The sequence below is a fragment of the Streptomyces orinoci genome, from assembly GCF_003121295.1.
Taxonomy (GTDB): Bacteria; Actinomycetota; Actinomycetes; order Streptomycetales; family Streptomycetaceae; genus Streptomyces; species Streptomyces orinoci.
This window is the reverse complement of the sequence record NZ_PHNC01000031.1, coordinates 1,201,287-1,223,983: the sequence shown is the minus strand read 5'-3', so window position 1 is coordinate 1,223,983 and position 22,697 is coordinate 1,201,287. Positions and strand designations below refer to the sequence as shown.

Genomic DNA, 22,697 nt, shown 5'->3' with positions numbered 1-22,697 from the left:
GGGAGGGCCCCACGGCCCGTAGCCGTCCAGAAAGGTGCGCCCGATGACCGATCATCACCTCCCGTCCCAGTTGGAGGTCAGCCCGGAAGCGCCCGACCGCAACCTGGCCCTGGAGCTGGTCCGGGTCACCGAGGCCGGCGCCATGGCCTCGGGCCGCTGGGTGGGCCGCGGGGACAAGAACGGGGCCGACGGCGCGGCGGTACGGGCCATGCGCGCACTGATCGGCACCGTCTCGATGAACGGTGTGGTGGTCATCGGCGAGGGCGAGAAGGACAACGCCCCGATGCTCTACAACGGCGAGCGGGTGGGCGACGGCACCGGCCCCGAGTGCGATGTGGCCGTTGACCCGGTGGACGGCACCACCCTCACCGCCAAGGGCATGGCCAACGCCGTCTCGGTGATGGCCGTGGCCGAGCGCGGCTCCATGTTCGACCCCTCCGCGGTCTTCTACATGGACAAGCTGGTCACCGGCCCGGAGGCGGCCGACTTCGTGGACATCACCGCCCCGGTGGGAGTGAACATTCGCCGGATCGCCAAGGCGAAGCGTTCCTCCTGTGAGGACGTCACCGTGGTGGTGCTGGACCGCCCCCGCCACGAGGGCATCGTCAAGGAGATCCGCGAGGCCGGCGCCCGGATCAAGTTCATCTCCGACGGCGATGTGGCCGGCGCCATCATGGCCGTCCGCGAGGGCACCGGCGTCGATCTGCTGCTGGGCATCGGCGGCACCCCCGAGGGCATCATCGCGGCCTGCGCCATCAAGTGCCTGGGCGGCACCATCCAGTCCCGGCTCTGGCCGCGCGACGACGAGGAGCGGCAGCGCGCCCTGGACGCCGGGCACGACCTGGACCGGGTGCTGAGCACCGACGACCTGGTCAAGGGTGAGAACGTGTTCTTCGTGGCCACCGGAATCACCGATGGCGACCTGCTGCGCGGAGTGCGCTACCGCGCCGAGACAGCCACCACCCAGTCGCTGGTGATGCGCTCCAAGTCCGGCACCATCCGGCAGATCGACTCCACCCACCGGCTGTCCAAGCTGCGCGCCTACAGCGCCATCGACTTCGAGCGCCCCAGCTGACGAAGCACGCCCCGGCTGACGAAGCACGCCCCGGCTGACGAAGCACGTCCCCAGCCGAGGAAGAAAGCGCCCCAACTGACGAGGTACGCCGTTCAACGGGCCGGGCCCCGCCGTCAACTCGCGGCGGGGCCCGGCCCGTTGAACAGCACACCACCTCAACCGGCGGCGGCGATCCGGGTGGAGCGCTGCAGCTCCGCGTCCCGTCGCCGCCGACGGGCCAGCACCACCCGGCGCTCGGCGGCGGTGAGCCCGCCCCACACCCCATAGGGCTCCGGCTGGAGCAGGGCGTGTTCCCGGCACTCGACCATCACCGGGCAGCGGGCGCAGACACGCTTGGCCGCCTCTTCCCGGGACAGTCGCGCGGCCGTCGGCTCCTTCGATGGTGCGAAGAAGAGCCCGGCTTCATCCCGGCGGCACACCGCCTCCGAATGCCAGGGGCCTGCCTGATCCCGCGGAGCGATCCGCGGCGACGGAACGGCGGCTTCCTGCAGGGGCTGATGCGGTAGCAGCACGGTCTACTCCTGACGACGGCTTTGCTCGGCCGATTTGAGTCACCATTTGCCCGTCTCACCCTGCACGGCCATTCGCACCCGCAGCCGTACGAGAGACGATGCACCAAGCTTTACCCGCTGTGCGCGTGCTTATTCACACCGTTGCCATGAGCGGAACACCGCCCGTCACCGCGCCGGGGCGCGCTAGTCGTTCAGGTTCCGAACCCGCTTGCCCCGCTTGGGATTTGCGGCGACCCCGCCGAAAATGGCGCAACCCGTCACCGTGATGACCGGCGCCTGCGCATCCGGCGCCTCATGGGTACTCACGTCAAAGCCGCCGAAAATGCCCGTACCGGTGCAGCGCACCGAGACATTCTCGGGGAACTTGATGTCCACCCCGCCGAACAGCGCCACCACGTTGATGACCACATGCTGCTGGGTGAAGGTGGCCTCGGTCAGATCGATCTCCACCCCGCCGAAGATCGCGACCGCGTTGATCCGGGCCGGCACCTGCCAGCGCCCCTTGCGCCCGGCGCCCCCGAACACCGCGATCAGATTCGCCCCCGCCTCCGGGCGCACTCCGTCCGCCGGCGGGCGCTCCGGCGCCGGGGCGTCCGCCGGGCGGTACGCCGCGGGCAGGTCGTGCACCAGCGGTTCCAGCTCGGCGAGCGTACGCGCCCGGTAGGCGCCCTCCACCCGCTCCGCGTGTTCCTCGGCGGTGAGCCGCCCCTCGGCCAGCGCCTCGCGCAGGATCTCCGCTATCCGGTCGCGGTCCGCGTCGGAGGCGCGCAGCGCCGGCCCGGCCGGGGCGGTCTTGGTCAGCGGCACCTTGGCCACCTGTTTGTCCAGAGCTGACTCGTCCACGTCCCACAGGGTAAACCAAACGCGATAGATCGCGATAGGCCCGGCGGGGGCCGAGCCCCCTACGAGGGACTGAGCCCTACCTCACAGACGACGTCCCGGGCGACGGGCCTACGCTGGAGGGCGCTGTCGAGGACGCCAGCCAAGCTGCCTGCCGAGTGAGGAATCGCCGCAATGTCTGCCCCGTCTGAGTTCGCCTATACGGATCTGCTGCCCCTGGGCGAGGACAACACCCCGTACCGACTGGTCACCTCCGAGGGCGTGTCCACCTTCGAGGCGGACGGCCGCACCTTCCTCAAGGTCGAGCCGGAGGCGCTGCGCAAGCTCGCGGAAGAGGCGATCCACGACATCCAGCACTATCTGCGCCCGGCCCACCTGGCCCAGCTGCGGAAGATCATCGACGACCCCGAGGCCAGCCCCAACGACAAGTTCGTCGCCCTGGACCTGCTGAAGAACGCCAATATCGCGGCCGCCGGCGTGCTCCCGATGTGCCAGGACACCGGCACCGCCATTGTGATGGGCAAGCGCGGCCAGAACGTCCTTACCGAGGGCGGCGACGAACAGGCCCTCTCCCGCGGCATCTTCGACGCCTACACCAAGCTCAATCTGCGCTACTCGCAGATGGCCCCGCTGACCATGTGGGACGAGAAGAACACCGGCTCCAACCTGCCGGCCCAGATCGAGCTCTACGCCACCGACGGCGGCGCCTACAAGTTCCTCTTCATGGCCAAGGGCGGCGGCTCGGCCAACAAGTCCTTCCTCTACCAGGAGACCAAGGCGGTCCTCAACGAGGGCTCCATGATGAAGTTCCTGGAGGAGAAGATCCGTTCGCTGGGTACGGCCGCCTGCCCGCCGTACCACCTGGCGATCGTGGTCGGCGGCACCTCCGCCGAGTACGCGCTGAAGACCGCCAAGTACGCCTCCGCGCATTACCTGGACGAACTGCCGGAGTCCGGCTCCGAACTCGGCCACGGCTTCCGGGACAAGGAGCTGGAGGAGAAGGTCTTCGAGCTCACCCAGAAGATCGGCATCGGCGCCCAGTTCGGCGGCAAGTACTTCTGCCACGATGTACGCGTGGTGCGCCTGCCGCGGCATGGCGCCTCCTGCCCGGTGGCCATCGCGGTGTCCTGCTCCGCCGACCGCCAGGCCGTCGCGAAGATCACCGCCGAGGGCGTCTTCCTGGAGCAGCTGGAGACCGACCCGGCCCGGTTCCTGCCGGACACGACCGATGAGCACCTGGGCGACGAAGACGTGGTGCGCATCGACCTCAACCGGCCGATGGACGAGATCCTGGCCGAGCTCACCAAGTACCCGGTGAAGACCCGGCTTTCGCTGACCGGTCCGCTGGTGGTCGCGCGGGACATCGCACATGCGAAGATCAAGGAGCGGCTGGACGCGGGTGAGGAGATGCCGCAGTATCTGCGCGACCACCCGGTCTACTACGCCGGTCCCGCCAAGACGCCGGAGGGCTACGCGTCCGGGTCGTTCGGCCCGACCACGGCCGGCCGGATGGACTCCTACGTCGAGCAGTTCCAGGCGGCGGGCGGCTCCAAGGTGATGCTGGCCAAGGGCAACCGGAGCAAGCAGGTCACCGACGCCTGTGCCGCGCACGGCGGCTTCTACCTGGGCTCCATCGGCGGCCCGGCGGCCCGGCTGGCGCAGGACTGCATCAAGAAGGTGGAGGTCGTCGAGTACGCGGAACTCGGCATGGAGGCCGTCTGGAAGATCGAGGTCGAGGACTTCCCGGCGTTTGTGGTGGTGGACGACAAGGGCAACGACTTCTTCACCGACCCGGCTCCGGCACCGACGTTCACCTCGATCCCGGTGCGACCGGGCAGCTGACCGCCGCGGGGCGCCCGGCCGCCGGTGCGGGCGCCCATGGCGGGCGGTTTCCCGCCCGGCGGGCGGGTGCCCCGGGGGGGGCGGCTCCCCGCCCGACCGCCCGGCGCCACGGTGGCCGGTTCCCCGCCCCGCGGCCGGACGATGCCGCCGACGGCAGCGGGCAACCGCCCACCGGTGAGCTCGGTTACGCGAAGCGCTGGGCGGCCGTACCCGCGCACTTCTGCAGCCGCACCGCGTCCTTCGCCGCTCCCAGCGTCAGGCACAACTGCGGTGCGCCCACGGGCCGGATGGTGCCGCCGGAGACGGTGAACCGCTGGTTGGTGCCGCCGTGGCACTTCCACAACTCCAGCCCCACGCCGGCCTCATAGGACCCATTCGGCACATCCAGGCACCGCGCGTGCGTCAACTCGCTGTGCAGCGACTGCTCCCGTGCGTCGTACCACCAGCCCTGGTTACGGACGCCCGTGCAGTCCCAGCCGCCCACCTCCGTGCCATTGGCGCTGCTCGCCCCGTACGCGTCCATACAGCTGCCCGTCGCGGCGTTCCTCAGCGGCCGGAAGGCGTCGTCCCAGGCGCCCTTCCGCAGTACGGGCGTCCCATTGCCCGCCGGGTCCGCACACCCCGCCTCGCGGTAGTCCGAGGCGTACAGCTGGCTCAGACAGGACGCGAAGGCGGCATGCCCGCGCTCATTGGGGTGGAAGGACTGGCGCACCGAATTGGCGTTGGGCGGAATGGGGTTGGACAGGTCGATCCACAGCCCGCGCGCCCAGGTGTTCTCCATGCACACCTCATGGCCATGGAACAGCCGGGAGTTGTCCAGATAGATCGCCCCGGCCTCCAGCGCCGCCTTGCGCATCCCGCGCTCAAAGGCGGGCACCGCCGCATTGCGGCCCCAGGCCGCGTCCGAGGTGTAACCCATGCACCCGCCCGGGAGTTTGCCGGGGAAGTCGGGGTTGTCCTCGACATCCGGCCCGATGGGGCTGGGGTAGCCCATCACCACCAGCTTGTAATCGCCGTTCGCATAGCCCGCATTGGTCATCACCGTCCGCAGATCCCTGACCGTCTGCTCGACCTTGGGCACCAGCCCGTTCACCCTGGCCTGCCAGTCCGGCGCGTACTTGGGCTCACAGGGCCCCTGAAGGGTGACAAAGCGGGTCACACAGTCGGTCATCACCGGGCCGAACTGCAGGTCGTCATTGGCCCCGGCCACCAGCAGCACCAGCTTGACCCGGGTGTTGCGGGCCTTGATCGCCAGATTGTCGCTCTGCACCAGCTCATCGGGGTACTGCTTGCTGCCGCCGATGCGGATGTTGCCGGTGTACGCGCCGGAGCAGGCCACGTTGTAGGTCACATCGGCCGGTATGGCGGTGCGGTGGATGGCCGCGTCCGGTGAGCGGTCGCACCAGTTGTCCGGGCCATGGGTGCCCGGCTCGTACACACCCACCCCCTCCCCCGAGATCTCGCTGTCACCCAGCGAGATCAGCGAGGTCTTACGGTCGGCGAGCGGACGCTGCGCACTGTCGCCGTAGAGCTTGACGGACTCCGCGGCCCGGATCCTCTCCAGTTCCGGGCTGAGGGGGGTGACGCGTAACCGCGAGTGCGTTCCCGCGTGGGCGGCGGGGCCGTTTGCGGCCAATCCACCGAAAACGGCTGCGAAAGCCGCGACGGCGGCGAGAGAACAGCGCAGGGTGGGTCTGCGTGTCATAAAGCCTCCCCGATTTCAGTTGTTACCCGCGGTATTTACTGGCTGAGAGTGGCCTTGGGGAACATGGGGAACCGGACAAACGCTGTGCCTGGCAGGAGGCGGATGACGATGAACGAGCGCGAGCAGTACCGGACCGAGCACGACTCCATGGGCGAGGTGCGGGTCCCCGCCCACGCCAAGTGGCGGGCCCAGACCCAGCGCGCGGTGGAGAACTTCCCGGTCAGCGGGGCCCGTCTGGAGCGGGCGCATATCGAGGCGCTGGCCCGGATCAAGGCCGCGGCGGCCAAGGTCAACGCGGGGCTGGGGGTGCTGGAGCAGGACCTGGCCGAGGCCATCACCGCGGCCGCCGCCGAGGTCGCCGAGGGGCGCTGGGACGACCACTTCCCGGTGGACGTCTTCCAGACCGGCTCCGGAACCTCGTCCAATATGAACGCCAACGAGGTCATCGCCACCCTGGCCACCGAACGCCTCGGCCGGCCGGTGCACCCCAACGACCATGTGAACGCCAGCCAGTCGTCCAATGATGTCTTCCCCTCCTCGATCCATATCGCCGCCACCGCGGCGGTCACCGGGGACCTGATCCCCGCCCTGGACCATCTGGCCGCCGCCCTCGAACGCAAGGCCGGGGAGTTCGCCGAGGTGGTCAAGTCCGGGCGGACGCACCTGATGGACGCCACACCGGTCACCCTCGGCCAGGAGTTCGGCGGCTACGCGGCCCAAGTCCGCTATGGCATCGAGCGGTTGCAGTCCGCCCTGCCCCGGCTGGCCGAACTGCCGCTCGGCGGAACGGCGGTGGGCACCGGCATCAACACCCCGCCCGGTTTCGCCGCCGCCGTGATCGCCGAAGTGGCCCGCGCCACCGGGCTGCCGCTGACCGAGGCCCGCAACCACTTCGAGGCCCAGGGCGCCCGGGACGCCCTGGTGGAGACCAGCGGCCAGCTGCGCACCCTGGCGGTCGGCCTCACCAAGATCTCCAATGATCTGCGCTGGATGTCCTCCGGACCGCGCACCGGCCTGGCCGAGATCAACCTGCCCGATCTGCAGCCCGGTTCGTCGATCATGCCGGGGAAGGTCAACCCGGTGGTGCCGGAGGCGGTGCTGATGGTCGCCGCCCAGGTGACCGGCAATGACGTCACGGTGGCCACCGCGGGGGCGGCCGGCAACTTCGAACTCAATGTGATGCTGCCGGTGATGGCCAAGAACCTGCTGGAGTCCATCCGGCTGCTGGCCAATGCCTCCCGGCTGCTGGCCGACCGCACGGTGGACGGCATCACCGCCAACGCCGAGCGCTGCCGGGAGTACGCGGAATCCTCCCCCTCCGTGGTGACCCCGCTCAACCGCTACCTCGGCTATGAGGAGGCAGCCAAAGTGGCCAAGAAGTCGCTTGCCGAACGCAAGACCATCCGGCAGGTGGTCGTTGAATCGGGCTATATCGAGCGCGGATTGCTCACCGAGCGGCAACTGGACGAGGCGCTGGACGTACTGCGGATGACGCGACCGTAGGGGCGCGCTCGGTCAGGGGGCGCCCCTACCGGGGGCGCCCGTCAGGGGCGCGGGGCCGCGCCATCATGCGGCTCCGCCGCGTGGACGCGATCAACCACACCAAACCCGCACCCGAGAACACACCCGCACCCCACCCAACGCAACCCCCGCCCAAGAGAACCGCATCACGGCGGCCCCCGGCACCCACCCCCTAAGATCCCTCCATGACAGCGGAAACGGCGGCCGACCCCACAACCCAGCACCAGCAGCCCCATTGGTCCCCGGGCGACCAGATCCTCTGGCGCTACCGGGGCAACGCCACCGACCGCATCCACATCTGCCGGCCCATGACCGTGGTGCGGGACACCCCCGAACTGCTGGCCGCCTGGATGGCACCCGGCACCCGCTGCGTCCGCCCCGTGCTCGCCGACGGCACCCCGCTCTACCGCGAACCCCTGGCCACCCGGTACACCAAACCCCGTACCACCGCGGTCGATTCCTGGTTCGGCCCCGGCGTGCTCAAGCTGGCCCGCCCCGGCGAGCCCTGGTCCATCTGGCTCTTCTGGGACCTGGAATGGCGGTTCCGCAACTGGTACGTAAACCTTGAGGAACCCCTCACCCGCTGGGAGCGCGGCGTGGACTCCGAGGACCATTTCCTGGACATCGCCGTCCACCCGGACCGCAGTTGGGAGTGGAAGGACGAGGACGAGTTCGCCCGCGCCCAGCAAGTGGGCCTGCTCACCGCCGCCCAGGCCGAGCGGGTACGGGCGGCCGGACGCTCCGCGGCCGAGCACATCGAGGCCTGGGGCGCGCCCTTCACCTCCGGCTGGGAGCAGTGGCGGCCCGACCCCGCCTGGCCGGTGCCCCAGCTCCCGGAGGACTGGGACGCTTGCCGTCTCCCCACCGGGCAACCGTAGGATCGTCCTCCGCGAGACACGTACACGCCATCCCGGCACGGCAAGTGACGCTCGATCACATGAATCGCAGTCGCAGAAAGGGCGGACCCGTGAGCGGTGACGACCTGCGGGAATACGACGACTACGCCCGCTCGGGACTGGACCGCAGCGGCCAGGCCGAGGCCTTCGACGCCATCGGCGACCGCTATGACGAGGCCTTTCCGCACAAGGAGGGCCAACTGGCGGCCGGCGCCTGGCTCGCCGAGTCGCTCCCCCCCGGCTCCCGGGTGCTGGACGTGGGCTGCGGCACCGGCCTGCCCACCGCCCGCCAGCTGGCCGCGGCCGGACACCGGGTGACCGGCGTCGATCTCTCCCCCGGCATGCTGGAACTGGCCCGCGCCCATGTACCCGAGGCCACCTTCCACCTGGCCGACCTGGCCGACCTCAGGGACGGCCGGCTGGGCACCTTCGACGGGATCGCCGCCTTCTTCTCCCTGCTGATGCTGCCCCGCGCGGAAATCCCGCACGCCCTGCGCATGCTGCGCCAACTGCTGCGCCCCGGCGGACTGTTGGCCCTGTCCATGGTCGAGGCGGACGTGGACGACTACGCCATCCCGTTCCTCGGCCACAGCATCCGGGTATCCGGCTATCTACGGGACGACCTGCGCGAGGTCGTACGCCAAGCGGGCTTCGAGATCCTCGGCGAGAGCTCGCCGGCGTACGCACCGGCGAGCACCGACGTCCCACCCGAGATCCAGATCTTCCTCAACCTGCGACGCGCCGCCTGACGCGGCGCGCCCTGTGCGACCGGGCCTCAGAGCCCCGACGGATGGAATTCCACGCGTGACGGAGCATCCCAACGCCCATGGGGGGCGGCCCGCCGCCGGTGTCCGGCGGACGCCGGGCACGCCCGCGCAGCGCCGTACCCCCGGCACCGACCCCCTGGGGGCGGCCGGCCCCGACCCCCGTCCCGGCGACCAGACCGCGCGCCCCCGGGAGGGCGCCTGCGCCCCTCAGCCGGTGGTGAACGGCCCCGGGCACGCCCCCGTACCCGGCGCCGCGGACCCCGCCGAGCGCGACCGGGTTCCCGATGACGTTCCGGGCGCCGCCCGGACCCCCGCGGGCGAGCCCGCGGCCGGCTCCGCGCCCGACGCACGGGACGAGGGCCCGCGCCCGCACGGCACCAGCCGCTATGGCACCCGCGGTGCCAAGGACGGCCCCGGCCCCACAGCGCCGGGCACCCGGCAGTCCCCCGCGGACGCGCCCCGGACGGCGGCGAAGTCCCGCTCCACGGCCACGGCATCCACGGAGAGCGCGCCCCGCGCCGGGGGCGCGTCCAACGCCGGAGGTGCGCCCAACGCCGGAGGTGCGCCCCGCGCCGAGGCCGTACCCAACGCGGGGGCCGCGCCCAACCCCGGGGACCCGCCCCAGTCCGGGGCCGCCGACGCCCCCTCCGGCACCGGCACTCCCTCCGGCACCAACGCCCCCTCGGACGCCAACGCTCTCTCCGGGGCCGGCGCTCCCTCCGCCGAAGACGCTCACGGCCCCGCCCATCACGGCACCGACCGCACCGACGGCGCGGATGGCGCAGACGGCGCAGACGGCGCGGACCGCGGCGGCATCGACGGTCATGGGCCGCACGGCCCGGGAAGAGCGCCCAGCGTCCCCGGTGGCGAACGCCTGCGCTTCGTCGGCGCCGCCACCCGCCGGATCGCCCGCGGCATCGACCTGGACGAGATCGTGCTGGGCCTGTGCCGGGCCACCGTGCCCACCTTCGCCGACGCCATCCTGGTCTATCTGCGCGACCCGCTGCCGGTGGGCGACGAGCGCCCGGTGGGGCCGGTGGTGCTGCGGCTGCGCCGCACCGACCGGCTGCCGGAGTACGCCCGCGGCCTGGAGACCGCCGGGTTCCCCGGCCCGCTGGAAGGCAGCCCGCCGCCCGAGGACGCCGCGCTGGGCCTGGAACTGGCCGAGGAGGCCGCCGAACGCTGCGAGGTCCGGATAGGCGGGCCGCTCGCGGAAGTGCTGCGCGGGGTGCGCCCGGTCTTCGGTGACTCCCCCGCCGCGCGGGCGGCCCTTCCCGAACTGCTCGGCGCCGGACGGCACATACCGGACAGACAGCGCACCATCCTGGCCCCGCTGCGCGGCCGCCGCCGGGTGATCGGCGCGGCGGTCTTCATCCGCCGCCCGGACCGGCCCGCCTTCGAGGGCGACGACCTGCTGGTGGCCGCCCAGCTGGCCACCCATACCGCGCTGGGCGTGGACAAGGCGGTGCTCTACGGCCGCGAGGTCTATATCGCCGACGAGCTCCAGCGCACCATGCTCCCCGACTCGCTGCCCCAGCCCACCGGCGTCCGGCTGGCCAGCCGCTACCTCCCGGCCGCCGAGACGGCCCGGGTGGGCGGCGACTGGTACGACGCCATCCCGCTGCCCGGCAACCGCATAGCCCTGGTGGTCGGCGATGTGATGGGCCACTCCATGACCTCCGCCGCCATCATGGGCCAGCTGCGCACCACCGCGCAGACCCTGGCCGGGCTGGACCTGCCACCCGCCGAGGTGCTGCACCACCTCGACGAGCAGGCCCAGCGCCTGGGTTCGGACCGGATGGCCACCTGCCTCTACGCGGTCTACGACCCGGTCTCGCACCGGATCGTGGTCGCCAACGCCGGTCATCCGCCGCCGATCATGCTGCACCGCAGCGGCCGGGCCGAGGTGCTGCGGGTGCCGCCGGGCGCCCCCATCGGCGTGGGCGGAGTGGACTTCGAGGCGGTGGAACTGGACGCCCCGGCCGGCGCAACCCTGCTCCTCTACACCGATGGCCTGGTGGAGTCCCGTATCCGCGATGTATGGACGGGGATAGAGCAACTCCGTGAACGCCTCACCGACACCGCCCGGCTCACCAGCCCCAACCCGCCGCCACTGGAGCCACTTTGTGACGAGGTGCTGGGCATGCTCGGCCCCGGCGACCGGGACGATGACATCGCACTGCTGGCCGCCCGCTTCGAGGGCATAGCCCCCAGCGATGTCGCCTACTGGTTCCTGGACCCGCGCCCGCAGACCGCCGGACAGGCCCGCCGCCTGGCCCGCCGGGCGCTGGCCCGCTGGGACCTGCTGGACCTCACCGACGCGGTGGAGCTGCTGGTCAGCGAGGTGATCACCAATGCGGTGCGGTATGCCGAACGTCCCATCACGCTACGGCTGTTGCGTACCGATGTCCTGCGCTGCGAAGTAGGCGACGACGTACCGCAGTTGCCCAGGCTGCGCCAGGCCCGCCCCTCGGACGAGGGCGGCCGCGGCCTCTACCTGGTCAACAAGCTGGCCCGGCGCTGGGGGGCCACCCGGCTGAGCACCGGAAAGGTGGTGTGGTTCGAACTGGGCCTGCCCACGCCGACGCATTAGCGGTGTTGCCGACGGGCTGTCAGCGGGAGTTCACTGGGCCGGAGCGGAGGGCGGCAGACGTCCTCACTCTCAAGCGTTCTCACCGCGTTCCGGGAGGCGTCCCATGACCGGCTCGGCCCAGAACGACCGCTACACCACCAACAATGTGGGCATTCCGGTGGAAAGCGATGAACACTCGCTCACCATCGGCGACTCCGGCCCCATCCTGCTCCAGGACCACTATCTGATCGAGAAAATGGCCCAGTTCAACCGGGAACGGGTCCCCGAGCGGGTGGTCCACGCCAAGGGCGGCGGCGCCTATGGCAGCTTCCAGGTGACCAATGACGTCAGCCAGTTCACCAAGGCCGCCCTCTTCCAGCCGGGCAAGCACACCGAGGTCCTGGCCCGCTTCTCCACCGTGGCCGGTGAACAGGGCTCCCCCGACACCTGGCGCGACCCCCGTGGCTTCGCCGTCAAGTTCTACACCGAACAGGGCAATTACGACCTGGTGGGCAACAACACCCCGGTCTTCTTCGTCCGCGACCCGCAGAAGTTCCAGGACTTCATCCGCTCCCAGAAGCGCCGCCCGGACAACGGCCTGCGCGACAACGATATGCAGTGGGACTTCTGGACCCTCTCCCCGGAGTCCGCGCACATGGTCACCTGGCTGATGGGCGACCGCGGCATCCCCAGGACCTGGCGCCATATGAACGGTTATGGCTCACACACCTATCTGTGGGTCAACGCCGCCGGTGAGAAGCACTGGGTCAAGTACCACTTCAAGACCGACCAGGGCATCGAGTTCCTCACCCAGGCCGAGGCCGACCAGCTGGCCGGTGAGGACCCCGACCTGCACCGCAGGGACCTCTTCACGGCCATCAAGGGCGGCAACGCCCCGTCCTGGACCCTGCACGTCCAGCTGATGCCCTTCGAGGACGCGGCCGACTACCGCTTCAACCCCTTTGACCTCACCAAGGTCTGGCCGCATGGCGACTACCCGCTGATCAAGGTCGGCCGGATGACCCTGGACCGCAACCCGGAGGACTTCTTCGTCCATATCGAGCAGTCCGCCTTCGAGCCCTCCAACCTGGTGCCCGGCATCGGCCCCTCCCCCGACAAGATGCTCCTGGGCCGCCTCTTCTCGTACCCCGACAGCCACCGCTACCGCATCGGCCCCAACTACGCCCAGCTGCCGCCCAACCGGGCGCACTCGCCGGTCAACTCATACGCCAAGGACGGCCCGATGCGCTACGACATCCCGCGCACCGCCCGCCCGTACGCCCCCAACTCCTATGGCGGCCCGGCCGCCGACACCACCCGCTTCGGCGAAATCGCCGGCTGGGAGGCCTCCGGCGAGATGGTCCGCGAGGCGTACAAGCTCCACCGCGACGATGACGACTGGGGGCAAGCGGGAACCATGGTCCGCTCGGTACTGGACGACGCGGCGCGGGAGCGGCTGGCGTCCAACGTCTCCGGCCACCTGCGCAACGGCGTGAGCCGTCCGGTACTGGAACGGGCGCTTCAGTACTGGCGCAATATCGACAAGGCGCTGGGCGACCGGATCGCCACCCAGGTCAACGGAGGCTGAGAACGACGACGGCCGCCGTCCCCCGCTGTGGGGGACGGCGGCCGCGCCGCGCTACTGCCTACTGGAGAAGCTGTTGGTGCCCGGATCACCGCCCGGGCCACCGTTGTCATTGCCCTGGATGATTCCCGTGGGATCCGTCGGCGTCGGCAACGGCCGGTGGGACGGCGGAGTGTGCGACGGCGACGCGGTGTGGGTGTTGGTCGGCGGCACCGACGGCTGGGTGTGCGTCGGCGACGGCGAGTGGGAGGCCGGCGGCGTGGTCGCCACGTGGCTCGGCGGCGCGGTGGCCGTGGGCGGCGGGGGCGTCGCCGTGGCGGGCCCGTCCTCGGTCTCCAAGTCGAACTTGGGCGTGGCGTCGTCGCCGAGCGCCGCCGAGGTGTACGCGTCCCAGATCTTGGCGGGCATGCCACCACCGTTGACACGCTTGGTGGGATCGTCGCTGCCGACGCCGTAGAGCGAGACGTGCTTGCCCTCCGGGGACTCACCGAACAGGCCGACCGAGGTCACCAGGTCCGGGGTGTAGCCGGTGAACCAGGCCGAGCGGTCCTCCTCCGAGGTACCGGTCTTACCGGCCACCTGGTAGCGGTCGCTCTTGACCACGTTACCGGTGCCCTCTTCGTCGTTGACCACGCCCTGGAGGAGGGAGGTGACACCGTCGGCGGTGTTGCGGTCGATGGGCTCGCTGCTGCCGACCGCCTTGGGCAGGTCTACATCCGTGCCCTTCCAGTTGATCGACTTGATGATGGTCGGGGAGACCTTCTTGCCATGAGCGTCCAGCGTGGCGTAGACCCCGGCCATCTCCAGCGGGCTGGCACCCATGGAACCCAGCGCCATGGCGGGCTTCTCCACGAAGTCCGGGTCCTTGGTGTTCATGCCCATGTCGCCGGCCAGCGTCTTGACGTCATGCAGGCCGACGTCCTGCGCCATCTGCGCGAAGACCGAGTTGATCGACTGGTTCATCGCCGACTGCACGGTCACCGGACCGTAGTTGATGTGGTTCTCGTTCTCCGGGGCGTAACCGACCTTCTCACCGCTGGAGTTGACCACCGGCCGCTGGTTGGTGCCGTCGTAGATGGTGTTGGCGTTGATCGGCTGGCCGGTCTGGGTCTTGGACCCGTTCTTCAACGCCGCGGTGTAGATCAGCGGCTTGAAGGTCGAACCGGGCTGGAAGTCGGAGCGGGTGGCGTTGCTGATCCAGTGCGGCGTCGGCCCGGTCTCTCCCGGGCCGCCGTAGATCGCCGCGATCTGCCCGCTTCTGGGGTCCACCGAGACGGCACCGGCCTGCACATTGCGGTCGGCCTTGCGGGTCTTGGGCTCCAGCTGGTCGGTCATCTGGGCCTTGACCGCGTTCTCCAGCGCCTTCTGCTTCTTGTCGTCGATGGTGACCGTGATGGTGTAGCCACCGGCGGCCAGGTCGCGCCCCTGGGCCTTGAGGATCTGGCTGGCCTGGTCTCGGGCCATGGCGACTATGTAGCCCTTCTGGCCATCCAGGCCGGGGTCGGCCTTGGGGTAGATGACCTTGGGGAACTGCATGGTCTTGCGCTTGTCGGCCGGGATCTTGTGCATCTCGACCAGCTTGTCCAGCACATAGTTCCAGCGGGCGATGGCCGCCGCCTTGCCGGCCGGGCTGCCCACCACCACGTCGTACGAGCTCGGGGACTGCAGCAGTGCGGCGAGGTAGGCGGACTCCTCGATGCTGAGCTTGTCGAGCTCCTTGTTGAAGTAGGCGTGCGAGGCCGCCTGGATGCCGTAGGAGTTGCGGCCGAAGAAGCTGGTGTTCAGGTACCCGGCGAGGATGTCTTCCTTGGACTTGGTCTGCTGCAGCTTCAGCGAAATGATCAGCTCTTTGACCTTGCGCTGAACGGTCTGCCGCTGGTCCAGGTAGTAGTTCTTCACATACTGCTGGGTGATGGTGGAACCACCCTGGGTGCCCTTGCCCATCAGTGTGTAGAGAATGCCTCGGCTGGTGCCCATGAAGTCGATGCCGGGGTCGGTCCAGAAGTTCTTGTTCTCCGCGGCGACCACCGAGTCCTTGATGTTCGCCGGGATCTTCGCGTAGGCCACCTCCTCGCGGTTGAACTTGCCGGACCGTGCGAGGACCTTGCCGTTGGGCAACCGGTAGACGTTGCTCTGTGCCACCGCCGCGCTGTTCCCGCTGGCGGGTACGTCAACAGAGAAGTACAGCGCCGCGAAGGCACCCATCCCCAGCAGGATCAGGCCGAAGAAGTAGGCGAGCAGCTTCTTCCAGGTAAAGAAGCGGCGTATGCCGGTCTTCTTCGGCTTCTTACCCCTTGCGCTGCGGGCGCCGCGGCCCTTCTGCGCCCGTCGTGCTTCCGCTCGACCCATCTCTCCCGTAGCTCCAGTCTGTCCGCCCCCGAACCAGCTCACGAAGCTAACACCGCAACAGTCACGAAAGGCCCATCGATCAAGCGTTTGCCAAACGTGACATACAGCACCCCGGGGGGCGGGCCCGGGTACGGCGCGATGCGGGAAACCGTACAGGGCGATAATGTGCTATCACTTTGCTAGACATCGCCAAGGGGGGACCCGTCATGTCCGAAACAACCGCTGAGCAGGCGGTCAGGCCCGAAACCCGGGAGATCCCGGCCAAGGACATCGGCGGCGGACTGGCCCTGTTGCTGGGCCTGGTCGGACTGCTGCTGGGGATCGGCACCATCGTCGGCGGCGCGGCGCTCGGCAGTGCCGGACATCACGGTCCCGCCGCCGCGGTGGTCATCTGCGGTGTGGTGCTGATCATCGCCTCCTTCATAGCCATGCGCGGGCTGAACACCATCGCCCCCGGCGAGGCCCGGGTGGTCCAGCTCTTCGGCCGCTACCGCGGCACCATCCGCACCGAGGGCCTGCGCTGGGTCAACCCCTTCACCAGCCGGCGCCGGATCTCCACCCGGGTGCGCAACCATGAGACGCCCGTACTGAAGGTCAACGACGCCTACGGCAACCCCATCGAGCTGGCCGCGGTGGTGGTCTGGCAGGTCGCGGACACCGCACAGGCGCTGTTCGAGGTGGACGACTTCGAGCAGTTCGTCGGCATCCAGACCGAGACGGCGGTGCGGCATATCGCCATCGAGTACCCCTATGACGGGCACGAGGACGGCAGCCTCTCGCTGCGCGGGAACGCCGAGGAGATCACCGAGAAGCTGGCCGCCGAGCTGGCCGTACGGGTCCGGGCCGCCGGAGTACGGATCGTCGAGTGCCGCTTCACCCACCTCGCCTACGCCCCGGAGATCGCCTCGGCCATGCTCCAGCGGCAGCAGGCGGGCGCCGTGGTGGCCGCCCGGCAGCTGATCGTCGAGGGCGCGGTGGGCATGGTCGAGCAGGCCCTGGCCCGGATCAGCGAGCAGGGCATCGTGGAACTGGACGAGGAGCGCAAGGCGGCCATGATCAGCAACCTGATGGTGGTGCTGTGCGGCGACCGGGCCGCCCAGCCCGTCCTCAACACCGGCACCCTGTACCAGTGACCGACGACCTCCCCGGAGACAACCGGCCGCGGCAGCGCAAGCAGGTGCTGCTGCGGCTGGACCCACTGGTGCATGACGCGCTGGCCCGCTGGGCGGGCGAGGAACTGCGCAGCACCAACGCCCAGATCGAGTTCCTGCTGCGCAAGGCGCTGGCCGAGGCCGGGCGGCTGCCCAGCGGGGTACGCACCATGCGCGGCCGGGGCCGCCCACCGCGGGCCGAGTAACGGCGCCCCATCAGGGGCGCGGGGAACTGCGCGAGCAGCCACAAGCAGCCCGCACCCGAACCACTCGCCCCGCCCCGCCCTTCGACGCGCCGCAGGCGCCCCTTCGGGGCGCGGGGAACTGCGCGACCAGCCCAAAACAACCCGCACCCAAAACAAAACCCCGCACGCCGCACGGCCGCCACCCAAAGCCAAACCACCCCCACCCCGGGCGGCGGCGGGGGAAGCCATACCCAGCTATACACCCCGCGTATACCCCCCATGTATAGTCGCCCGCATGTCAATCGGACACACCCTGCTCGCCCTCCTCGAATCCGGCCCGCGCCACGGCTACGACCTCAAGCGGGCCTTTGACGAGCGCTTCGGCCACGACCGCCCCCTGCACTACGGCCAGGTCTACTCGACCATGTCCCGGCTGCTGAAGAACGGCCTGGTCGAAGTGGACGGCATAGAGCAGGGCGGCGGCCCCGACCGCAAGCGCTACGCCATCACCGATGCCGGGGTCACCGATGTCGGCCACTGGCTGGCCCAGCCCGAGAAGCCCGAGCCCTACCTCCAGTCCACCCTCTACACCAAGGTCGTCCTCGCCCTGATGACCGGCCGGGACGCGGGCACCCTGCTGGACGTCCAGCGCTCCGAGCACCTGCGGCTGATGCGCGAACTCACCCAGCGCAAGCGCACCGGCGACCTGGCCGATCAGCTGATCTGCGATCACGCCCTGTTCCACCTGGAAGCCGACCTGCGCTGGCTGGAGCTGACCGCCGCCCGGCTGGGCGCACTGGCCAAGGAGGTGACGCGGTGATACCCGCCGGCTCCCTGCTGACCGCCACCGGCCTGCACAAGTCCTACGGGCCCACTCCCGCTCTGGACGGCGCCGACTTCTCCATCCACGCCGGCGAGGTCGTCGCGGTGATGGGACCCTCCGGTTCCGGCAAGTCCACGCTGCTGCAGTGCCTGGCCGGCATCATCCGCCCCGACTCCGGCACCGTCACCTACGACGGCCGCCCGCTGTCGGAGATGCCCGACGCCGAACGCAGCGCGCTGCGCCGCGGCGAGTTCGGCTTTGTCTTCCAGTTCGGCCAGCTGGTGCCCGAGCTGACCTGCGTGGAGAACGCTGCCCTGCCGCTGCGGCTGGCCGGGCTCAAGCGCAAGGAGGCCGAGCGCCGGGCGCTGGAGTGGCTGGAACGGCTGGAGGTCGCCGACATACGCGGCAAGCGGCCCGGCGAGGTCTCCGGCGGCCAGGGCCAGCGGGTGGCCGTGGCCCGGGCGCTGGTCACCACCCCGCGAGTGATCTTCGCCGATGAGCCCACCGGCGCCCTGGACTCGCTCAATGGCGAGCGGGTGATGCAGCTGCTGACCGACGCGGCCCGGGACACCCGCGCCGCCGTGGTGCTGGTCACCCATGAGGCCCGGGTCGCTGCCTACTCCGACCGCGAGGTCGTGGTCCGCGACGGCAAGGCCCGCGACATGGCCGGTGCGGTATGAGCGGCGACCGGGACACCACCCACCCCACCGGCCCCTCCGGCCCCGCCGCCTGGCTGCGCGACCTCCTCCTGGGCGCCCGCTTCGCCGTCACCGGTGGCCGCGAGAGCCGGCTGCGCGCCGTCTTCACCGCACTGGGCGTGGGCCTGGGCGTGGCCCTGCTGATGGGCGCCGCCTCGGTGCCGCACATGCTGGACGCCCGGCACCAGCGGGAGGCCGCCCGTGCGGCCGGTGAGACCCCGTCCGCCCCGTCCGCCACACCCGCCCCGGGCAGCCGGACCCTGCTGCTGCGGCATGTCTTCGACGAGTACCGGGACAAGCCGGTGCATGGCGCGCTGCTGCGGCCGGACGGCCCCCAGGCGCCCGTACCGCCCGGCCTGAAGAGCCTCCCCGGCCCCGGCGAGATGGTGGTCTCGCCCGCGATGGCCCGGCTGATGGACTCCGCCGAGGGCAGGCTGCTACGCGAGCGCTACCCCGACCGCGTCATCGGCACCATCGGCGACCAGGGCCTGATCGGTCCCAATGAGCTGTATTTCTACGCCGGAAGCGACCGGCTCGACGACCGGTCCGCCACCCGCACCGACCACTTCGGCGAAGTACAGCCCGGGGATCCGCTCACTCCGGAGCTGATGGTGCTGGCCATCATGGTCGGCGTGGTGCTGCTGATGCCGGTGGCGGTGTTCATCGCCACCTCGGTGCGCTTCGGCGGCGAACGCCGGGACCGCAGGCTGGCCGCGCTACGGCTGATGGGCTGTGACCGGTCCATGATCCGCCGGATGGCGGCCGGTGAGGCACTGGCCGCCTCGGTGCTGGGACTGGCCGTGGGCAGCGCCCTCTTCCTGGGACTGCGGGAACTGGCCTCACAGGTCACCATCCAGGACGCCAGCGTCTTCCCCGGCGACCTCCGTCCCGGCCTCCCGCTGGTGGCCCTGATCGCGCTGGCGGTGCCGGCCTGTGCCGTGCTGGTCGCCCTGTTCGCGCTGCGCGGCATCGCCATCGAGCCGCTGGGCGTGATCAGGAGCGCCCGCCCGCCCCGGCGCCGGCTGTGGTGGCGCCTGCTGTTCCCCGCCGCCGGCCTGGCCCTGCTGGTGCCGGCCTTCGGCAAGGCGACCGGCGACGCCGGCGACCCGGTCAGCACCTATCAGGTGGGCGGGGGCGCGGTGCTGCTGCTGATCGGCGTCACCGCGGTGCTCCCCTGGCTGGTGGAGAGCGTGGTCGCCCGGTTCCGCGGCGGCTCGCCATCCTGGCAACTGGCGGTCCGCAGGCTCCAGTTGAGCAGTGGCCCGGCGGCCCGGGCGGTGAGCGGCATCGCGGTGGCGGTGGCCGGCGCGATCGCCGTCCAGATGCTGTTCGCGGCGGCCCGCGGCGACTATGAGAAGGACGCCGGCAACCCCACCCACTCCCAGATGGCGGGCAGCGCCCAGCTGGCCTCCGCTTCCCGGCTCCAGGAGATCACCAGCCGGTTCAGGGCCACCCCCGGCGTCCAGGGAGCGATCAGCTTCGTCCGGCAGTACGCCAACAAGGAGGGCGCCGACTACACCGGCGAGATCGTCATCGCCGACTGCGGCACCCTGCGCTCACTGGCCACCATCACCTCCTGCCGGGACGGCGACTCCTTTGTCGCCGACTCCCCGGACCAGCCCCGCACCCGGGGCAAGCTCGGCCCCGGCGACAAGCTGACGGTCTCCTCCTTCACGGCCGGGACCGGGAAGACCGACTACCGCTGGACCGTCCCCAGGGGCGCACACCTGGTCACCGCCCGCCCCGACCCCACCGGTGAACACCACCACGGCGTCCTGGTCACCCCGTCCGCCATCAACACCGCGGCCATCCCGGACGTGGAGACGCAGGTGGCGGTCAAGACCGTGCCGGGGGACGCCGACGCCATCGAGCGGGTGCGCAACACCGGCGCCCATATCGACCCCACCATGCGCATCTGGCGGCTGGGCGGCGTACGGAAGGACAAGAACTACGCCGCCATCGAACGCTCCTTGCTGATCGGCTCCGTGCTCACCCTGGCCCTGATCGGCGCCGGCCTGCTGATCGGCACCCTGGAGCAACTGCGGGAGCGGAAGCGCCTGTTGTCCGTACTGGTCGCCTTTGGCACCCGCCGCCGCACCCTTGCCTGGTCGGTGCTCTGGCAGACCGCTATCCCGGTGGCGCTGGGCATGGCGGTGGCGGTGGCCGGCGGCCTCGCCCTGGGCTGGACCATGCTCCGCCTGGTCGGCCGCCCGGTGACCGACTGGTGGGCCTTCACCCCCATGACGGCCGCGGGCACGGCGGTGATCGCCCTGGTCACACTGCTCAGCCTGCCGCCGCTGCTGCGGATGATGCGGCCGGACGGGCTGCGGACGGAATGACGACCCGGGCCCGGCCCGCGACGGCCCCCGCGGACCGGGCCCCATGGCGGGCCGGGCAGGCCCGAACCCACTTACGAGTGAACGTACGCACACGGGCGGCAGGCGGGCGCCGCGCCCTACCATGATGGTCTCGACACCGGCCGTCAGGAGGCACACCATGTCCGCCGCAGCTGTTGAGTACCCCTGCGATCACGACGAGCCGAACCTGCTTGAGGAGGCCATGAAGCTCGCCGAGCAGCTTCCCGGCCACCGCGTCGAGGTCCTGGGGGGACAGATCGTCGTGACACCACCGCCCGACAGCCGCCATGCGAGGTCGTTGACCGACCTCACCGTCGCTTTCCTGGCAGCGCACACCGGGGAGACCGAGGTCCTTCAGGGTGTGGGCCTGTGGCTCCCGGACGGGCCCTATGAGTTCGCCGTCCCGGATCTTGCCGTGGTGGACGCGGACATCGACGACCATCACATCGAGAAGAACCTCTACGACCCGGCCGTCTTCCGCTTGGTGCTCGAAGTCACCTCGACCAACTACCTCCAGGACCTGCGAACCAAGGTCGCCGCCTACGCGATCGCCAAGATCCCCGTCTATGTCATCGTCGATCGCAAGAAACAGCGCTTGCACATCCTGACCGACCCATACGCCAACGAATACCGCGACCACCGCACCTATGAGCCGGGCGAGCGGGCCCAACTCCCCGATTCCATCGGCGCGGAGATCGACCTGGACGTGGCGGAAATCCTCAAGCGCGCCGGCCGCCGCGGCTGACCTCGCCGCTCAACGCACCACCCGCACCGGCAACTTGCCCACCGCCCCCCGCAGCGCCTCCGCGAACTCCTCGAACTCCCCCTGCCGGGCCGCCCCCGACCGCATCGCCAGGGCGATCCGCCGGGAGGGCGCCGGGTCGGCGAAGCTGCCGGTGGCCAGCCGGTCGCTACGGCCGGTCTCCACCCGTACCGCGGTACGCGGCAGCAGCGTCACCCCCATGCCGCCGCCCACCAGTTGCACCAGGGTGGACAGTCCGGCCGCGCTGGTGGTCTCCGGGGTGCCCGGCGCCCGTCCGGCCTCCCGGCAGACGTCCAGGGTCTGGTCGCGCAGACAGTGCCCCTCGTCCAGCAGCAGCAGATCCAGCTCGCGCAGCGCGCTGCGCGGGATGTCATCCCGTCCGGCCAGCCAGTGGTCGCAGGGCATGACCAGCACAAAGTCCTCGTCGAACAGCGGGAGTTCGGTGACGCCCGGCACCCCCAGCGGCACCGCCAGCAGCAGCAGGTCCAGCCGGCCATGGGTGAGACCGTCCAGCAGCGAGGAGGTCTGCTCCTCGTACACCTGGAGGTCCAGGGCCGGGTAGCGGTCATGGACCAGGCGCAGCACGGTGGGCAGCAGATAGGGCGCCACCGTGGGGATCACCCCCAGGCGCAGCACTCCGGTGAAGGGCGCGCGGGCCGCCTCGGCCTCCTCCAGGAAGTCCCCCATCGCCTCCAGCACCGTACGGGCCCGCGTGGCCAGCCGCTCACCCGCCGGGCTGAGCAGCACCTTCCGCGTCGTACGCTCGAAGAGCTGAACGTCGAGCGCCTCCTCCAGGGCGGCCACCGCGCCGGAGAGCGCGGGCTGGCTCATGGAGATCGAGGCGGCCGCGTCCCGGAAGTGCAGATGCTCGGCCACCGCGACGAACGCCCTGAGCTGGGCCAGACTGGGCTGGCGGGCACGGCCGGCGGACGCGGGCTGGGGGCCGGAGCCTATGGGTGACACCATCGATAACCAACTCCAATCAAGTTCACTCAGCATAGCTATTTCCGCTATCAATGCCTCCTGTGGCAGTGTGGGAGCCGTCCAACCCCAGGA

18 protein-coding genes are annotated in these 22,697 nt (G+C 70.5%); 13 read left to right on the top strand and 5 right to left on the bottom strand.

Translation table 11 applies throughout. From position 1 onward, the window contains the following. Nucleotides 1–43 precede the first annotated feature (43 nt). On the top strand, nt 44–1,075 hold the full coding sequence (gene glpX / locus CV755_RS28010; protein WP_109283038.1) for a class II fructose-bisphosphatase: 1,032 nt from the start codon (nt 44–46) through the stop codon (nt 1,073–1,075). A 155-nt stretch (nt 1,076–1,230) separates the two neighbouring features. Here the strand turns inward: glpX and CV755_RS28005 are convergent, their stop codons facing one another. Together CV755_RS28005 and CV755_RS28000 are read right to left on the bottom strand one after the other, a co-directional pair. Next, on the bottom strand, nt 1,231–1,587 hold the full coding sequence (locus CV755_RS28005) for a WhiB family transcriptional regulator (RefSeq protein WP_109283037.1): 357 nt from the start codon (nt 1,585–1,587) through the stop codon (nt 1,231–1,233). Between the two features lie 183 nt (nt 1,588–1,770). Further along, on the bottom strand, nt 1,771–2,430 hold the full coding sequence (locus tag CV755_RS28000; RefSeq protein ID WP_422070596.1) for a DUF1707 SHOCT-like domain-containing protein: 660 nt from the start codon (nt 2,428–2,430) through the stop codon (nt 1,771–1,773). 171 nt (nt 2,431–2,601) lie between these two features. Between CV755_RS28000 and CV755_RS27995 the strand changes: the two genes are divergently transcribed. After that, nucleotides 2,602–4,269 carry a fumarate hydratase gene (locus CV755_RS27995; protein WP_109283036.1) on the top strand — a complete coding sequence of 556 codons (1,668 nt, stop codon included), beginning with the start codon at nt 2,602–2,604 and terminating at the stop codon, nt 4,267–4,269. Nucleotides 4,270–4,453: 184 nt separating this feature from the next. Here the strand turns inward: CV755_RS27995 and CV755_RS27990 are convergent, their stop codons facing one another. Beyond that, nucleotides 4,454–5,974: a ricin-type beta-trefoil lectin domain protein gene (locus CV755_RS27990; RefSeq protein ID WP_109283035.1), complete on the bottom strand. Its 1,521-nt coding sequence runs from the start codon at nt 5,972–5,974 to the stop codon at nt 4,454–4,456. Between the two features lie 108 nt (nt 5,975–6,082). Here CV755_RS27990 and CV755_RS27985 point away from each other — a divergent pair, with 108 nt between their 5' ends. The 5 genes from CV755_RS27985 (at nt 6,083) to CV755_RS27965 (ending at nt 13,318) form a co-directional block, all read left to right on the top strand. Then, nucleotides 6,083–7,477, top strand: coding sequence for a class II fumarate hydratase (locus CV755_RS27985; protein WP_109283034.1), 1,395 nt, complete (start codon nt 6,083–6,085; stop codon nt 7,475–7,477). A gap of 203 nt (nt 7,478–7,680) precedes the next feature. Next, nucleotides 7,681–8,373: a cytidylyl-2-hydroxypropylphosphonate hydrolase gene (gene fomD, locus CV755_RS27980; RefSeq protein WP_109283033.1), complete on the top strand. Its 693-nt coding sequence runs from the start codon at nt 7,681–7,683 to the stop codon at nt 8,371–8,373. A gap of 89 nt (nt 8,374–8,462) precedes the next feature. Beyond that, nucleotides 8,463–9,140 (top strand): class I SAM-dependent DNA methyltransferase, encoded by a 678-nt coding sequence (locus CV755_RS27975; protein ID WP_422070595.1) that lies wholly within the window; start codon nt 8,463–8,465, stop codon nt 9,138–9,140. 55 nt (nt 9,141–9,195) lie between these two features. Then, on the top strand, nt 9,196–11,751 hold the full coding sequence (locus CV755_RS27970) for a SpoIIE family protein phosphatase (protein WP_109283031.1): 2,556 nt from the start codon (nt 9,196–9,198) through the stop codon (nt 11,749–11,751). Nucleotides 11,752–11,854: 103 nt separating this feature from the next. Next, complete coding sequence (locus CV755_RS27965; protein ID WP_109283030.1) at nt 11,855–13,318, top strand: catalase; 1,464 nt, start codon at nt 11,855–11,857, stop codon at nt 13,316–13,318. 51 nt (nt 13,319–13,369) lie between these two features. Here CV755_RS27965 and CV755_RS27960 read toward each other — a convergent pair whose 3' ends face one another. Further along, nucleotides 13,370–15,664, bottom strand: coding sequence for a transglycosylase domain-containing protein (locus CV755_RS27960; RefSeq protein WP_109283029.1), 2,295 nt, complete (start codon nt 15,662–15,664; stop codon nt 13,370–13,372). A gap of 206 nt (nt 15,665–15,870) precedes the next feature. Here CV755_RS27960 and CV755_RS27955 point away from each other — a divergent pair, with 206 nt between their 5' ends. The 6 genes from CV755_RS27955 (at nt 15,871) to CV755_RS27930 (ending at nt 21,623) form a co-directional block, all read left to right on the top strand. Next, nucleotides 15,871–16,797 (top strand): SPFH domain-containing protein, encoded by a 927-nt coding sequence (locus CV755_RS27955; protein ID WP_109283028.1) that lies wholly within the window; start codon nt 15,871–15,873, stop codon nt 16,795–16,797. After that, a complete protein-coding gene (locus tag CV755_RS27950; protein ID WP_109283027.1) occupies nt 16,794–17,021 on the top strand; it encodes a type II toxin-antitoxin system antitoxin in 228 nt (75 codons plus the stop codon). Before CV755_RS27955 ends, CV755_RS27950 begins: the two co-directional genes overlap by 4 nt. A 274-nt stretch (nt 17,022–17,295) precedes the next feature. Further along, nucleotides 17,296–17,820 (top strand): PadR family transcriptional regulator, encoded by a 525-nt coding sequence (locus tag CV755_RS27945; protein ID WP_109283026.1) that lies wholly within the window; start codon nt 17,296–17,298, stop codon nt 17,818–17,820. Beyond that, complete coding sequence (locus CV755_RS27940; RefSeq protein ID WP_109283025.1) at nt 17,817–18,503, top strand: ABC transporter ATP-binding protein; 687 nt, start codon at nt 17,817–17,819, stop codon at nt 18,501–18,503. Before CV755_RS27945 ends, CV755_RS27940 begins: the two co-directional genes overlap by 4 nt. After that, on the top strand, nt 18,500–20,860 hold the full coding sequence (locus CV755_RS27935; protein ID WP_109283024.1) for an FtsX-like permease family protein: 2,361 nt from the start codon (nt 18,500–18,502) through the stop codon (nt 20,858–20,860). Before CV755_RS27940 ends, CV755_RS27935 begins: the two co-directional genes overlap by 4 nt. A 157-nt stretch (nt 20,861–21,017) precedes the next feature. After that, the gene (locus tag CV755_RS27930) at nt 21,018–21,623 is read left to right on the top strand and encodes a Uma2 family endonuclease (RefSeq protein WP_109283023.1); all 606 of its coding nucleotides are present in this window, start codon (nt 21,018–21,020) and stop codon (nt 21,621–21,623) included. A gap of 9 nt (nt 21,624–21,632) precedes the next feature. Here the strand turns inward: CV755_RS27930 and CV755_RS27925 are convergent, their stop codons facing one another. Continuing rightward, entirely contained in the window at nt 21,633–22,607 is a 975-nt protein-coding gene (locus CV755_RS27925) for a hydrogen peroxide-inducible genes activator (RefSeq protein ID WP_109283022.1), read from the bottom strand. Between the last annotated feature and the right edge of the window lie 90 nt (nt 22,608–22,697).

Coding starts and splice junctions, on each gene's coding strand:
- CV755_RS27965 (WP_109283030.1), top strand. CDS start 11,855: ATGACCGGCTCGGCCCAGAACGACCGCTACACCACCAACAATGTGGGC.
- CV755_RS27985 (WP_109283034.1), top strand. CDS start 6,083: ATGAACGAGCGCGAGCAGTACCGGACCGAGCACGACTCCATGGGCGAG.
- CV755_RS27935 (WP_109283024.1), top strand. CDS start 18,500: ATGAGCGGCGACCGGGACACCACCCACCCCACCGGCCCCTCCGGCCCC.
- CV755_RS27955 (WP_109283028.1), top strand. CDS start 15,871: ATGTCCGAAACAACCGCTGAGCAGGCGGTCAGGCCCGAAACCCGGGAG.
- CV755_RS27990 (WP_109283035.1), bottom strand. CDS start 5,974: ATGACACGCAGACCCACCCTGCGCTGTTCTCTCGCCGCCGTCGCGGCT.
- fomD (WP_109283033.1), top strand. CDS start 7,681: ATGACAGCGGAAACGGCGGCCGACCCCACAACCCAGCACCAGCAGCCC.
- CV755_RS27930 (WP_109283023.1), top strand. CDS start 21,018: ATGTCCGCCGCAGCTGTTGAGTACCCCTGCGATCACGACGAGCCGAAC.
- CV755_RS27925 (WP_109283022.1), bottom strand. CDS start 22,607: ATGGTGTCACCCATAGGCTCCGGCCCCCAGCCCGCGTCCGCCGGCCGT.
- glpX (WP_109283038.1), top strand. CDS start 44: ATGACCGATCATCACCTCCCGTCCCAGTTGGAGGTCAGCCCGGAAGCG.
- CV755_RS27995 (WP_109283036.1), top strand. CDS start 2,602: ATGTCTGCCCCGTCTGAGTTCGCCTATACGGATCTGCTGCCCCTGGGC.
- CV755_RS27945 (WP_109283026.1), top strand. CDS start 17,296: ATGTCAATCGGACACACCCTGCTCGCCCTCCTCGAATCCGGCCCGCGC.
- CV755_RS27960 (WP_109283029.1), bottom strand. CDS start 15,664: ATGGGTCGAGCGGAAGCACGACGGGCGCAGAAGGGCCGCGGCGCCCGC.